This window comes from Andreesenia angusta (genome assembly GCF_001855385.1).
In the GTDB taxonomy this organism is placed as follows: domain Bacteria; phylum Bacillota; class Clostridia; order Tissierellales; family Gottschalkiaceae; genus Andreesenia; species Andreesenia angusta.
Genome location: NZ_MKIE01000005.1, coordinates 137562 through 151459 on the forward strand (window position 1 = coordinate 137562; position 13898 = coordinate 151459).

The 13898-nt window shown below is 41.5% G+C and carries 13 protein-coding genes; all 13 read right to left on the reverse strand.

Annotated elements, in window-relative coordinates:
* Positions 1-13 precede the first annotated feature (13 nt).
* The 13 genes from EUAN_RS07635 to EUAN_RS07690 all read right to left on the reverse strand — a co-directional run bounded on the left by EUAN_RS07635 (position 14) and on the right by EUAN_RS07690 (position 13877).
* Positions 14-916 carry a mechanosensitive ion channel family protein gene (locus EUAN_RS07635; RefSeq protein WP_211266318.1) on the reverse strand — a complete coding sequence of 301 codons (903 nt, stop codon included), beginning with the start codon at positions 914-916 and terminating at the stop codon, positions 14-16.
* A gap of 97 nt (positions 917-1013) precedes the next feature.
* Positions 1014-2381, reverse strand: a complete 1368-nt coding sequence (locus EUAN_RS07640) for an NCS2 family permease (RefSeq protein WP_071063360.1) — start codon at positions 2379-2381, stop codon at positions 1014-1016.
* Between the two features lie 295 nt (positions 2382-2676).
* Entirely contained in the window at positions 2677-2880 is a 204-nt protein-coding gene (locus EUAN_RS12240) for a hypothetical protein (protein WP_084655828.1), read from the reverse strand.
* 38 nt (positions 2881-2918) lie between these two features.
* Positions 2919-3314 carry a membrane protein insertase YidC gene (gene yidC / locus EUAN_RS12245; protein WP_084655829.1) on the reverse strand — a complete coding sequence of 132 codons (396 nt, stop codon included), beginning with the start codon at positions 3312-3314 and terminating at the stop codon, positions 2919-2921.
* A 440-nt stretch (positions 3315-3754) separates the two neighbouring features.
* Positions 3755-5584, reverse strand: a complete 1830-nt coding sequence (glmS, locus tag EUAN_RS07655; RefSeq protein WP_071063364.1) for a glutamine--fructose-6-phosphate transaminase (isomerizing) — start codon at positions 5582-5584, stop codon at positions 3755-3757.
* A gap of 223 nt (positions 5585-5807) precedes the next feature.
* On the reverse strand, positions 5808-6179 hold the full coding sequence (locus tag EUAN_RS07660) for a DUF134 domain-containing protein (protein ID WP_071063366.1): 372 nt from the start codon (positions 6177-6179) through the stop codon (positions 5808-5810).
* A 71-nt stretch (positions 6180-6250) separates the two neighbouring features.
* Complete coding sequence (gene asnB / locus EUAN_RS07665; RefSeq protein WP_071063368.1) at positions 6251-8116, reverse strand: asparagine synthase (glutamine-hydrolyzing); 1866 nt, start codon at positions 8114-8116, stop codon at positions 6251-6253.
* Between the two features lie 27 nt (positions 8117-8143).
* Complete coding sequence (gene glmM, locus EUAN_RS07670; protein ID WP_071063370.1) at positions 8144-9490, reverse strand: phosphoglucosamine mutase; 1347 nt, start codon at positions 9488-9490, stop codon at positions 8144-8146.
* A gap of 73 nt (positions 9491-9563) precedes the next feature.
* Positions 9564-10820: a CdaR family protein gene (locus EUAN_RS07675; protein WP_071063372.1), complete on the reverse strand. Its 1257-nt coding sequence runs from the start codon at positions 10818-10820 to the stop codon at positions 9564-9566.
* On the reverse strand, positions 10798-11634 hold the full coding sequence (gene cdaA / locus EUAN_RS07680; protein ID WP_071063374.1) for a diadenylate cyclase CdaA: 837 nt from the start codon (positions 11632-11634) through the stop codon (positions 10798-10800). Before cdaA ends, EUAN_RS07675 begins: the two co-directional genes overlap by 23 nt.
* 178 nt (positions 11635-11812) lie before the next feature.
* Positions 11813-12358: a rubrerythrin family protein gene (locus EUAN_RS07685; protein ID WP_071063376.1), complete on the reverse strand. Its 546-nt coding sequence runs from the start codon at positions 12356-12358 to the stop codon at positions 11813-11815.
* A gap of 60 nt (positions 12359-12418) precedes the next feature.
* A complete protein-coding gene (locus EUAN_RS12685; protein ID WP_169817365.1) occupies positions 12419-12565 on the reverse strand; it encodes a hypothetical protein in 147 nt (48 codons plus the stop codon).
* A 184-nt stretch (positions 12566-12749) separates the two neighbouring features.
* Positions 12750-13877 (reverse strand): RNA-guided endonuclease InsQ/TnpB family protein, encoded by a 1128-nt coding sequence (locus tag EUAN_RS07690; RefSeq protein ID WP_071063378.1) that lies wholly within the window; start codon positions 13875-13877, stop codon positions 12750-12752.
* Positions 13878-13898: the final 21 nt, after the last annotated feature.

A 13898-nucleotide genomic window follows, 5' to 3' on the forward strand; every position in this document is an offset into this window, starting at 1 on the left:
AGACTAAAACAGCCTAGAGCTTCTCATTTTCCATGATTTCTTTGTATATGTGTATATCTGTCTGAGGGTATGGAATCGAAATCCCTCCGCTGTCAAATGCCTTCTTGATCTCTTCCTGGAATTCAAAATATATGTCCCAGTATTTGTCCGCATCGCACCATACCTTGACAGCTATGTCAACTGAATGGTCGCTCAGACTAGTTACTTGAACAAGAGGCTCTGGATGCCTTATGACCAGCCTGTTCTTTTTTATTATCTCATTTATTATGTCTCTGGCTTTGTCTATGTCGTCCTTGTAGCCTATTCCAAAGACCATATCCACTCTTCTCAGCTTCTCTGCAGTGTAGTTTATTATCTTGCCAGTCGCCAAGTCGCCGTTTGGAATTATTATTCTCCTGTTGTCTACAGTGTTAAGCCTGGTGTAGAGCAGCTTTATTTCCTTTACCGTCCCCGATATCCCGTCAAGCTCTATGACATCGTCTATCTTGAATATCTCGAATGCAAGTATCAGTATCCCTCCGGCAAAATTGGCCAAGCTGTCTTTAAGTGCAAGACCTATGGCAAGTCCGGCCGCACTCAGCATAGCTATAAATGTAGTCACAGGGACTCCAAGCATAGTAGCCGCCGTTATAACCACTATTATCTTCATAAGGAACTCGGATATGGACTCTATGAAAGAGTGAAGCGATTTGTCTACCTTGCTTTTCTTCAGCACCTTGTCCAGCATTTTTTTAAGCAGCCTGACTATCCAAAAGCCTATCACCATCACGAGGATTGCCGCTAAAAGCTTGGGAGCCATTTCAAGTCCCCAGTCTATAAGCTTTTCCTGAAACCTTAAAAAAGTTCTCACTTCGGTATTCTCTAGAGCTCCTTCTATAGGATTTCCCAGAACTTCTTCCGCTTTTTCTATTGCCAAAACTATCTTCCTCTCTCTGCTATTTTATCTATACAATTCTATCACTCTTAGGCAATAAAAAAAAGGCCTCTTCCTGGGAAAAGGCCCTTGAAATCTACTACATTATTGCGAATCTTATTACAAATAGAATCGCCAGTATATACATTGGTATCTTTATCTCTTTTCTTCTTCCTGTTGCAAGCTTAAGCACTACGTAGCTTATTATTCCTCCGGCTATACCTTCGGCTATGCTAGTTGTGAATGGCATAAGCGCCATAGTGAAGAATGCTGGAGCACCTTCAGTTATGTCAGAGAAGTCTAGTCTTGTAACAGAACTCATCATGAGAACTCCTACAACTATAAGCGCCGGAGCTGTTGCCGCCCCTGGAATAATGCTGACAAGTCCCGAGAAGAACATTGCAACTATGAAAAGTATTCCAGTAGTTAGGGCTGCAAGACCAGTTCTTCCACCTGCAGCTATTCCTGAAGAACACTCTAGGTAAGTCGACGTAGTAGTCGTTCCGAAGAAAGAGCTTAGAGTAGTTGATATAGAGTCTGAGACAAGCGCTTTCTTCATGTTTCTTACATTTCCGTTTTCATCGTACAGCTTCCCTCTGTCCGCTACCGCCAGAAGAGTTCCCATATTGTCGAAGAAGTCCACCAAACTTATAGTCAGAACTACCATAACTACGTTTAGTAGCGCAACTCCTATTCCGCCACTTCCAAATAGCCCTGCAAAGTCTTGCTGGAAGAAAGTCCCTCCTATTGACGGTGGAATCGAAAGGAACCCTAACTTGCTTACATCAGTTATTCCAAGCGGTATACCTATAAGAGTAGTTGCAGCTATGGAAACTATAAGAGCGGCACCTATTCCCTTGGCCATCAACACTAGAGTCAGAAGTAGCCCAAATATACTGAGCAGAACTGCTGGATTTGAAACATCTCCGAAGTACATTCCGCCATCTACTGCTACAACTATTCCAGCGTTTTTGAACCCTATGACAGCTATAAACAGTCCTATTCCGCCGGTGATAGCCACTTTTATGTTGTTAGGCAGACTATCTATTATAGATTCCCTTATTGACGTCATAGACACCAAGAAGAACGCTATACCCGACACCATTACCGCTGCAAGTCCCTGCTGCCAAGTATAACCCATAGGGCCAACTACAGTATATGCAAAGAATATGGTCAGTCCGAGACCTGGCGCTGTCGCAAGCGGCAGCTTAGAGTAGAACGCATGAAAAAATGTTCCTATTATCGATATAAGACATACAGATGTGTACAGACCCGCGGCTGGCATCCCTGCGTCCGCCAAAAATCCTGGTACAACTACCAGCACATACGCCATGGTCAAGAAAGTCGTTATTCCAGCCATGATCTCGGTTTTTACGTCAGTTCCGTATTTAGACAGCTGATAGAACCTTTCCAAGAAATTTCCCGAGTCGCTCGATACAGACTCAACTTTATTATTTAGTTCTTCCAAAATTTCTCCTCCTCTTTTATAATCATTCTTGTTGATAAGGTTTTCCCAAACCTATGTACTTCAAAGTATACATTGCGCCTCAAAGTTTGTCTGTAAAATAACTGTTACGAACTTATTTTGTATTCTTAATAATTTACTTTTTAGAAATATTTATTTTGTACAGCAGTATTGCTGGTGTTTCGAACAAAACCGTAGGGTTTGATGAATAGATATTGACGTTTTTTTATCAAAAACTGCTCTACTTTTTCTTTGAAAATAAAAAAGAGTCGAGTTTTTACTCTCGACTCTCATATATCTATGCCTTACACTTGCTTTTAAATAAAGACCTGTAGATCAGCTCTTCTAAAATTGAAAAGATTCCGCTCGTTATAAGGTATATTCCCATTACTACAGGGCTTTTGAACGTCAGCATAATCGAAATGACAATAGTAGTTATTATATTTTGCTTCAGAGGCTTGTCGCTGTTGAATCCCTTTAAGTAGCCTATATAGTTCAGCAAGCTAGGCCCCAGAGCGACCAGCGAGTATATAATCGGAATTATATTATATAGCTGCTGTCATGCACCTTTAAACTTGAAACCCACGGCACCAGTGCCGACCCAGTCTCTATACTCAAAGCCTTTATAGAATTGAATAGAGGTATCAGTATCGGAAGTTGAAGAAAGACTATAAAAAAACCTAAAAGACTTGAGCTATTTTCCTTGTAGCACTTCTTTAGCGCTTCGTTTTTCTTCTCCTCATTGTTTTTATATTTTTTGTTTATCTCATTAACAGCTGAGCTTAGTTTTTGCTGCTCTGACATGGCTATCTTTTGCTTTATAGACAATGGCAGCATTATGACTTTAACAAGTATAGTCAAAGCTACTATAGCCATCCCCCAGTCATTAGTCAGTCCAAACATAATATTTAAGACATCATTCAGTATATTAGACATAATAATTTCATCTCCTAATTGTGAGTATTTGTGGTTTGAATTATTATATCTTGCCTCTAGTCTGGAAAGTAGAGTCTCCAAATTTCATATTTTTCATACTGTCTAAAGTCCACGGAATCTAGGTGAATATCGTAATCTAAAGACTTGATTCTATTTAATTTGCAGCTATTGTAGTTCAAGTATGTCATCTTGCTCTTATATGAACTTAGCAACAGGAATCCTATAGACATAAAACATAAAAAGAATATTGCAGCACTCAATATATAGAGATATTCAAAACTCATGGCAACTTCCTCCTATCGCATTATGTACGCTCCCTTTTATAACTTAATCAAGATTATATACCAAATAATACTAATTTACAATACTGTACATCATTTTTAGCAAATGTATGTTTCTATTAATAAAAAAAAAGAGAGCTAAGCTCTCTTCTCTATTCTTTATTCAACTGTAACCGACTTGGCAAGGTTCTTTGGCTTATCCACGTCACAACCCCTTATAACTGCAACATAGTATGAAAGCAGCTGAAGCGGTATTACCGAGAGGATAGGAGTCAGTATTGATATAGTTCTAGGCATATATACTACCTGATCCGAAACCTGCTCTATATCTGTATTTCCCTCTAGCGCAAACGATATAACCTTGGCTCCTCTAGTCACTACCTCTTTTATATTGCTGACCATCTTTTCAAATAGCTCTTCCTGTGTCGCTAGTGCTATTACAGGTATATCTTGATCTATAAGAGCTATTGGCCCGTGCTTCAGCTCTCCAGCTGGATATGCCTCTGCATGTATATACGATATCTCCTTGAGCTTAAGTGCGCCCTCAAGCGAGACAGATCCGTCTAGCCCACGACCTATATAGAACATGTCCCTATGCATGTGGTTCTTGTCTGCAAACTTCTGTAGCTCTTCTTTGTTTTGTATAAGCTTCTCCACTTTCTCAGGAAGTACAAGCATCTCGTCTCTTATAGTTCTGAACTCCTCTACTGAGAGCTTTCCGTTCAGCCTTCCAAGGTAAAGCGCAAGTATATACATAGCTATAAGCTGTGTAGTGTAGGCCTTGGTGGACGCAACTGCTATCTCTGGTCCAGCCCATGTATAGAACACGTCGTCGGCTTCCCTTGCAACAGAACTTCCAACCACATTTGTGACTGCCATGACTCTTGCTCCGGCTTTTTTAGCCTCCCTTAAGGCTGCAAGCGTGTCTGCCGTCTCGCCTGACTGGCTTACAACTATAAGAAGTGTCTTTTCATCCATTATAGGGTTTCTGTATCTGAATTCCGAAGCTATGTCCACCTCTACAGGTATTCTAGCCAGCTTCTCTATCACGTATTTTCCAACCATCCCAGCATGGTAAGCTGTTCCACACGCCACTATAAAGACTTTGTTTATATTGTCTAAGTCTTCTTTTGTAAGTTTTATGTCGTCTAGAACAATTTCGTCTGAATCACTCATTATCCTTGAAGTCATTGTATCTTTTATGGCTTTAGGCTGCTCGTGAATCTCTTTTATCATAAAGTGCTCGTATCCACCTTTTTCAGCAGCTTGGGCATCCCAAGTCACGTGGAATATCTCTTTCTCCACTGGAAGCCCCTCAAGTGTCTGTATCTCTACAGCGTCTTTAGTAAGCACAACCATTTCCTTGTCCTCTAGCAGGTATACGTCTCTAGTGTAGTTCAGTATTGCAGGTATGTCTGAAGCTATGAAATTCTCACCTTTTCCAAGCCCCACTATAAGCGGACTGTCCTTTCTAATAGCTACAAGCCTGTCCGGCTCCTGCTTCGACACCACGCCCAGCGCATACGATCCCTCTAGCTTCTGCACAGTCTTGGCCACTGCCTCGACTATGTCTCCGTTGTAGTTATGGTCTACCAGATGTGCTATTACCTCAGTGTCTGTATCTGATTTAAACTCATATCCAAGTGATATAAGCCATTCTTTCAGGTACATGTAGTTCTCTATTATTCCATTGTGGACAACCGATATGCTCTCTTTCCCATTGAAATGAGGGTGCGAGTTTACATCTGAAGGCTCCCCATGAGTTGCCCATCTCGTATGCCCTATTCCGATTGTCCCCTCTATAGGGAACTCGTTTATTCTGTCCTCTAAGTTTGCAAGCCTTCCCTTTTTCTTAGCTATTGTGAGCTTGCTTTCTCCTAGTATAGCCACTCCTGCCGAGTCGTAGCCTCTGTACTCAAGCTTTGAAAGACCGTCTATAAGCACAGACGTAGCCTCTCTATATCCTATATAACCTACTATTCCACACATTTTTCAATTGCTCCTTTCAATTTCTAAAGAAGCCCATAGACCTCCGCTTCCCTTTGTCCTCGAAATCGCTCCCGAGTTTTGTAGAAGCTTTGACGCTGGTCAAACGCAGAGTATCCGCCGAATCCTCGATAGACTCTGTCCTCGTCAACTTTGCAAGACGCAAAGTCCTGGCGCTTTTATTTTACATATATGGGCTTTACGCTTATTATATTACATTTTCTCTTTAAGCGTTAGTCTTTTTATTTCTTCTTCTTCTTCTGATCTGTGCAGGGCAGTCCGGGCAGTCTTTCATCTGCTTTTTTTTCTCACAGAGCTCGTACTGTCCTCCCTGTATCTTTAAGTTTTTTCCGTTGACCAACGCATCTGCCAGCTTCTCTCTTGCTTCCTTGTATATCCTCTGAATAGTAGATCTGGCCACTCCCATTTTCTCAGATGTCTCTATTTGGTCTAAATTCCTATGGTCTATCAGTCTTATAACTTCGTATTCTTCTAGTGTCATTAAAATTGTATCTCTGATGCAACATTCACCTGATGGCCCAAATCTTTCGAATATAGGCTTTTCACATACTTTTCTGAGTTTTTTTGGTCTAGACAACTTAAATCCTCCTCTTGTTCTAAGACATGGCCCTAGAGATTCTCTATGCCATGTCCCTTTATAAATATTACTTATTTTGAAAACTGGTATTTGCCTTCTACATAGATCTGATGCCAAAGCGCAAATATCAGCACAGTCCACACCTTCCTGCTATTGTCTGCTACACCCTTGCAGTGACTTTCTAAAAGTGACAGTACGTATTTCTTGTCTATATACTCGTCTATTTCACTGTTGCTTATGATGTCTACAGCCCAATCGTGTATTTCGTCTTTAAGCCAATGGCGTATTGGCACTGGGAATCCCAGCTTTCTTCTAGTAGAGGCGCCTGTTTTTACAACCTCTTTTGCGGCCTCTCTCAACGCATATTTTGTTGTATCGCTAGCTATCCTGAGGTCTGTGCCTATCCTAGATGCGACCGAGAATACCTCTTTGTCCAAGAAGGGAACTCTAAGCTCAAGCGAATTGGCCATAGTCATCCTGTCCGCCTTTACCAGTATGTCTCCTCTAAGCCATGTGTGGATATCCACCTGCATCATCTTGGTAACGTCGTCATAGTCTTTGAATTTCTCATATATAGGCCCTGTTATGTCTTTGTAGCTTGTGTTAGGTGAATAGCTATTTAAGAACCTCATTTTCTCACTTTCAGTGAATATCTTGGCATTTCCGTAGAACCTGTCCTCTAGTGGGGTAGTACCTCTTTCCAGAAGTGATTTCCCTTTCATACCTTCACGCATGGCCTTTGAAATTCCTCTAAGCGGAGAGTAAAGACATTTAGGTATCTTCTTAAATACATCTAGAGATATAGGCTCTCTGTATATATTGTACCCTCCAAACAGCTCGTCTGCCCCTTCTCCGGACAGCACAGCCTTTACGCTCTTTCTGGCCTCTCTAGCCAAAAAGTAAAGCGGTATAAGTGCAGGATCTGCCACAGGATCGTCTAGATGCCAGACTATCTTCGGCAATTCTTCCACAAATTCCTCTGGGCTTATGACATAGGATATGTTCTCCACCCCTATGCTCTCTGCCGACTCCTTAGCAAAGTCTATCTCGCTGAAACCTTCCCTTTCAAATCCCACAGTGAAAGTCTTTATTGCAGGATTGACTTCCTTCGAGAGTGCCGCTACTACAGTGGAGTCAACCCCACCGCTTAAGAAGCATCCTACTGGCACGTCACTTCTCATATGCACTTTAACTGAATTTCTGAGCACATCTATTATCTGCTTTTTAGCCTCTTCTATCTTGAGAGGCTGTCTCTTGAACTCAGCCTGCCAGTACTTTTGAATCTTCATGTCTTCGCCTATTTTAAACTCTGCGAAGTGTCCTGGTGGAAGTTCTAGCACACCTTCGTTCATAGTTCTGTCTCCAGGAACGTATTGATAAGTTAGATACTGCTGAAGCGATGTCTTGTCCACCGTCTTCAAGTCCTTCACTGCCAGTATGCTCTTTTTTTCAGATGCAAAGTATATCTTGTCGTCATCTTCACAGTAGAAAAGTGGCTTTATGCCGAAATTGTCTCTCGCCACAAAAATACTCTCTTCTTCTATGTCGTATATCACAAAGCTGAACATACCTCTAAGCTCTGAAAGCAGCTCTTTCTTCTTCTCCACATACAGCGCCAGTATAGTCTCTGTGTCGGAAGTCGTGCTGAACTTGTAGCCTTTAGACTTCAACCTGTCCCTTATCTCTACATGGTTGTATATCTCTCCGTTGAAAACTATCTTGTACTTGCCATCCATGTAGGAAAGCGGCTGATGACCGTGCTCTAAGTCGAAAAAGCTAAGTCTTCTGAATCCAAAAGCCACTTTCCCGTCGTCAAAATAGCCGTCACTATCTGGTCCTCTGTGGTGAATTATATCTGTCATCTTCTTTAGGTCTTCAGACTTCATCAACTTTTCGCCGTTTGTTTTTCTGCTTATAACGCTTATATATCCACACATTTACGCTAAATGCTCCTTTTCTTTAGTCTACTTGGACTTCGCCAGTATCATATCAGCTATCTCATTTGCCATTTGCTCTATCTCTTCTATGTTCTCTCCCTCGAGCATGACCCTCACAAGAGGCTCTGTTCCAGAAGCTCTTATCAGGACCCTTCCCCTACCATCAAGCGAAGACTCCACTTCTCTTATCTTCTCTACTATGCACTCGTCTTCGTTGAATATGTTTTTCTTTTCGTTTGGAACCTTGGCATTTACAAGCACCTGTGGAAGCTCCGTCATTACGCTCTTAAGGTCTGAAAGTGCTTTCCCACTTTCCTTCAACACTGTAGTCAAATAAAGCGCAGTGAGCAGTCCATCTCCAGTCGTATTGTGGTCGAGGAGGATTATATGTCCTGACTGCTCCCCGCCTATCTTGTATCCATTAGCTTTCATATTTTCAAGCACATATCTGTCCCCGACTTTTGTCTTTTCAAGCTTTATGCCTTCTCTGTCACAAGCTATGAAAAGCCCCATATTGCTCATCACAGTTACAACGAGAGTGTCTTTTTCAAGCTCTCCCTTGTCTTTGAAGTGTTTTGCAAGCACTGTCATTATGAAGTCTCCGTTGACTTCTTCTCCATTTTCGTCCACGGCAAGGCATCTGTCGGCATCCCCGTCGAAAGCAAGCCCTATATCGCATTTGTTTTCAACTGTAAACTGCTTTATAGCTTCTAGGTGAGTCGAACCACAGTCTTTGTTTATATTGGTCCCGTCAGGATTGTTGTGTATAGTATATACATCTGCACCTAGCCTCTTGAAAAGCTCTGGAGCACATTTAAAAGCCGCTCCTTCTGAACAGTCAAGTGCAACTTTCATTCCGTCCAGCTTTGTTTCAGCGGCATTCATAAGAAAATCTATATAGTCCTCGCAAGCAGTTTCCTGCTTTAAAAACCTCCCAACATCCGATCCAGTTGGACTTGGGATTCCCTCCAGCTCAGAGTCTATAAGCCTCTCTATCTCTTCCTCTACACTGTCTGGAAGCTTGAAGCCCTGGCTGTCTAGAAATTTTATGCCGTTGTATTCGACTGGGTTGTGAGATGCAGATATCACTACCCCTGCATCTGCTCCGTATTCCCTGACTAGATGTGCAACTGCAGGTGTAGGTATGACTCCTACAGATATCACGTCTGCTCCGACAGAGCAGATTCCAGATTCAAGAGCCGCTTCCAGCATATCCCCAGAAATTCTTGTGTCTTTTCCGACTATTATCTTCACATGCTTTTTTCCGTTTGTAAGGACATGGGCTCCTGCCCTTCCTATTTTATATGATAACTCCGGACTCAGTTCAGTGTTCGCAATTCCTCTGACTCCGTCTGTTCCAAAATACTTTCCCAACGCATTTCCTCCTCGTCTCTTTTAGAGTAAACCTTTTTTTATTATATACTATCAAGCTTAATTCCACAAACTCTTAATCTGTTTTAGCTCCAAGTTCAAATTCTAAGGACTCGGGGCCTACACTTATAACTCTTATTCCAGCTGGAATTTCGCCATAGCCTATGGCCAAGGAGTATATGCCCGGCTCGGAGGCTTCAGAAAAGTCAACAGTTAGCGCTATGTCCTCTTTTGATATACCTTCCAGAAGCTGTGCTTCTCCGCTTATCTTTACTCTTACGAGGTCCGGTGCTTCATTCACATTTGTCACAGCCAAGTCTTCGCTTATGTTTTTAAACTTAATTTCAGATAAGCTGTAATCAAGAGTTTTCTCTATCTCTTCTTCCAGCTCCTGCTCATCTTGAACTTCCTTGACCGTAAGCTTTACCTTGACTTTTTTGTCGACCCCTTCTGCAAGCTCCATGCCTTCAGGCAGCACCAGCTCCACATCTATCTCCTTGCTCTCCGTAATCCCGCTTATATCTATCTCGGTCGTGTCCACTTTAGCTGGAGCGTTCTGAGACCCAGAGTAAATGAATTTAACCTTTTCTGGAATTACTTCTGCTACTGAAACCTCGTAACCTTCTGGAATCTCGCCTACAAGCTTCGGCTCTATCTTAGCTATCTTTATATCAGCACTCAGCACCTTCACATATAGCTTAGACTTACTCAACTTAACTCCCTCTACGCTGTTTCCCGCTCTGTCTAACGGGACCAAACTCACTTCGATATCTTGCCCGTTTTTCACCTCACCTGCATCCAGACTTGCAACCACTCTGTCTACAGAGTCAACATCGCTTCTTACACCAGTTACACTGACTTCGCTCTCTGGAAACTCCAGCATGTCTGGATTTATGCCCGACGGCAGTTCCCCCGTTGTAACTAGCTCTGCTTTAAACGACTTGCTCACAATTCTTTCAATAGTGACCTCTATCTGTTTAGGGCTGTAGTCTATGTCAGCGGTTCCTCCTCTTATGTTGCTTTCCATTTCCACATCTACTGTATGCGTCCCCTCGTCATATCCGCTCAAGTCCGCTTTAAATCTGATATCGTCTCTTCTGATTTGATATATGTCATTTCGCCTGCCAGATATCTTCACGTCTACCTTGAAGTCTTTGTCTGAAGTCACAACTAAACTTTCGTCCTCTTGCTCTATCAGCTCCACGTTCATTCCGAGAAGTTGCTTTGTGGTAGATGGATTTATATCCCCCATGACATAGGACCAGAGAAGTATCGATATCGCGATAGACAAGAAAACTATGGTCTTTTTGTTATTTAACTTTATTCTTCTCATTTCTATTCCTCCATCTAGCAAGCATCCCTTTCTTCTTTTCACCAGAGCTGTACATCTCGGCAAGCTTTCCCTTGAGCTCTATCATATCTATAGCCCTCATAAGCTTGCCTCTCTCCGCTATGGAAACTATTCCTGTCTCCTCTGAAACTATAAGGGTCAGGCAGTCTGATATCTCTGTGATGCCAAGCGCGGCTCTATGCCTTGTTCCTATAGTCTTGTTCAAGCTGTAGTTCTCTGAAAGCGGCAAAAAGCACCCCGCAGCCTTTATTTTGTTGCCCTTTATTATGACAGCTCCATCGTGAAGAGGCGTGTTTGGATAGAATATATTCCCTAGCAAGTTGGCTGTTATGTCTCCATTTATCGAAACACCAGTTTCAGCTATTTCATTTAAGCCTATCTCTCTCTCGAATACGACAAGCCCGCCTATCTTTTGCTGAGAAAGCGACCTTATGGTCTCCATAAGCTCTTCTACGACTTTCTCTCCTGCTTCCGCATCGCTATTCACTATTGAGTCTGTAAAAAACTTGGTCCTCCCTATATACTCAAGCCCTTTTCTAAGCTCATTTTGAAAGACTATGAATATCGCTATTACACCGTAGTTCATGGTTTTTTCAAGAGTCCAGTATATGGTATACAGCTCTAGTGACTTGCTCAGCTGCGTCACTACAAGCAGTATAAGTATCCCTTTCAAAAGCTGCTCCGCCCTTGTCTCTCTTATAAGCATAAATATCTTGTAGATTACAAACGCCACTATTCCCATATCTATAAGATCCCGTATTCTTATGTTTAAAGCTATGTCTCTTATCGTCTCCATCGTGCTACACTCCCTAATTATTCTAAATTGCAAAAACTTGAGTCATTCCCCTATTAGATACCCATGATTAACTATTTTACATCTCTTGAAGTGTAAACTGAAGTTACAATTGCATTAAAAGTATACAAAAAAACCGACGTGGCATATATACCCGTCGGTTTAGAATTTCACCTTTAGATTAAAATATTCTGAATTTGTCGCTTTTTACATTGCATATAGGACAACTGTCTAGCATATCCCCGTGAGCAGCATATCCGCAAACTTCGCATATGTGTATGTTTGAGAACTCAGCGTCTTTTCCTTGATCCACAAAAGACTTTGCCTCTAAGTACATTTTCTCGTGAGTCTGCTCTGCTGCCATAGCCCATTTTATAGAGTTCACAGCTTTCTTCTCGTCTGCTGATTCAGCGTTTTCTAAAAACTCAGGATACATAACAGTAACTTCCCATTTCTCTCCATCAGCTGCCGCTTTAAGGTTTTCAGAAGTGCTTCCTATACCAAATCCAGCCATAGAGCTCACTTCAAAATCTCCTTTTACGTCTTTTATAACGTTAAAATGCGATTTTGCATGTATAGACTCTGCGTAAGATATTGCATTGAACACAGTTTCGACTACAGGGAAGCCGTCTTTCTTAGCAATTTCTCCCCATATTTGATATCTCATTCTAGCTTGGCTTTCGCCTCCAAAAGCTGATCTCATATTTTCCGCTACGTTGTTGTTCATCTAGAATACCTCCTCTTATGTGTTTAGCTAAATTATATCAGATTGTAGAGCTTTTAACAATTAAAATTCCCTATCATTCCCTTTAGACCTATCGAAATTGTAAAGAACCTCTCCTGAAAGATCCACCACCATTATAGATCCGCTTTTTCCAAACTCTATGTCCTTGGCAAGCTCAGCTGACTCGCTCATGTTTAAAAAGTCCTTCATATAGTCTGGCCTTTAATCTTAGTTGTATGTTCATAGTAAAATCATCCCCCTATGTCAACTACCCCCAAGACAAGCATGGGGGCTTGTACCTAATCTACACGAAGTACTAGCGATAGCCTAAGCTATCTCCTTCCTCAAACGATTGGAACATAAGGCTAGTTGACTGTAGCCCAAGCTATAAAGTTTACTCTACAGCCTCTTCTTTGGAGTTTGTTTCTATATATTCGATGCCTTTCCTCCAAAGGTTCATAGCACCAATCCTATCATCGTTGGATTGATAGCTACAGTTTTTGCATTTGAAGATATGCTTCTTCTTGTCCCTGTTAGCTTTTTCAATATGTCCGCACTTTGGACACTGTTGGCTTGTATATCTAGGGTCTACTGCAATCACAATAGAGCCATTCATCATAGCCTTATATTCTAACAGTTGTCTGAATTGATAGAAAGCCCAAGAGACAGAAGTATATCTATTATTTATATGCACTTTTTCAGTTGCATTTCTAACGCCAGACAAGTCCTCAAGAACGAAAAGAGTGTTAGAGCCATATTTATCAACGAGTGCCTTAGTAATGGCGTGGTTTACGTCATTCACATAACGGTTTTCTCTTGACCCGATAGACTTTATTTTTCGTTTTGCAGACTTAGTGCCTAGCTTTTGCAACTGTTTACGCAAGATTTTATAGTGTCCTCTTTTCGACTTTATGTGCCTACCTTTAAAGAAGCTGGTTTCACCATCGCTGTCATAGGTAGTCGCCAAAAAGTTAATTCCAAGGTCTATTCCTACAATCTTGTTTACTTCAAAAAGAGTAGTTCCCTGATAGTCCTTAGTCATCGGTATATGCAGAAAGTATTTGTTGAACTTATATACTAGCTTTGCTGTACCAAAAGAATAAGAGCCGTCAAAGAACTTCTCCATGCCTTTAGTTTCAAATGGTATTTTCAATCTACCTGAAAGGCTGTTTATAGAGAATACGCCATCAATGAGGGAATAGTCCCGATTCCAAACGAGGTCATATTCAAGATTTTTAAAATTAACCAAGCTGAAATTATGACCGTTGGATTTGTTGGTCTTGTATTTGGCTATCGCAGTTTTCATAACAGACTGAGCCATCTGGGACTTCAATCCATAGGCTTCTCTAAGGTGATAGTAGGTATCTTCATTTATCTTGCGTTGGTTCAAGCAGTTGTTCTCGAAGATATACTTAGATACACAGTTTAATGCTTTTCTAACTTGGAGCATAGTCTGTGTAAAAGATTCTATTTGTTCAGTTGTAGGGTAAATTTGTATTTTTGATGTAATAGTAACTTCCAAGCTAGACACCACCTTTCACTA

What these genes read in the sequence shown, in the direction of transcription:
- yidC (WP_084655829.1), bottom strand. Translation starts at nt 3,314, where the DNA reads ATGTCTAATATACTGAATGATGTCTTAAATATTATGTTTGGACTGACT.
- glmS (WP_071063364.1), bottom strand. Translation starts at nt 5,584, where the DNA reads ATGTGTGGAATAGTAGGTTATATAGGATATAGAGAGGCTACGTCTGTG.
- asnB (WP_071063368.1), bottom strand. Translation starts at nt 8,116, where the DNA reads ATGTGTGGATATATAAGCGTTATAAGCAGAAAAACAAACGGCGAAAAG.
- EUAN_RS07675 (WP_071063372.1), bottom strand. Translation starts at nt 10,820, where the DNA reads ATGAGAAGAATAAAGTTAAATAACAAAAAGACCATAGTTTTCTTGTCT.
- cdaA (WP_071063374.1), bottom strand. Translation starts at nt 11,634, where the DNA reads ATGGAGACGATAAGAGACATAGCTTTAAACATAAGAATACGGGATCTT.
- EUAN_RS07685 (WP_071063376.1), bottom strand. Translation starts at nt 12,358, where the DNA reads ATGAACAACAACGTAGCGGAAAATATGAGATCAGCTTTTGGAGGCGAA.
- EUAN_RS12685 (WP_169817365.1), bottom strand. Translation starts at nt 12,565, where the DNA reads ATGAAGGACTTTTTAAACATGAGCGAGTCAGCTGAGCTTGCCAAGGAC.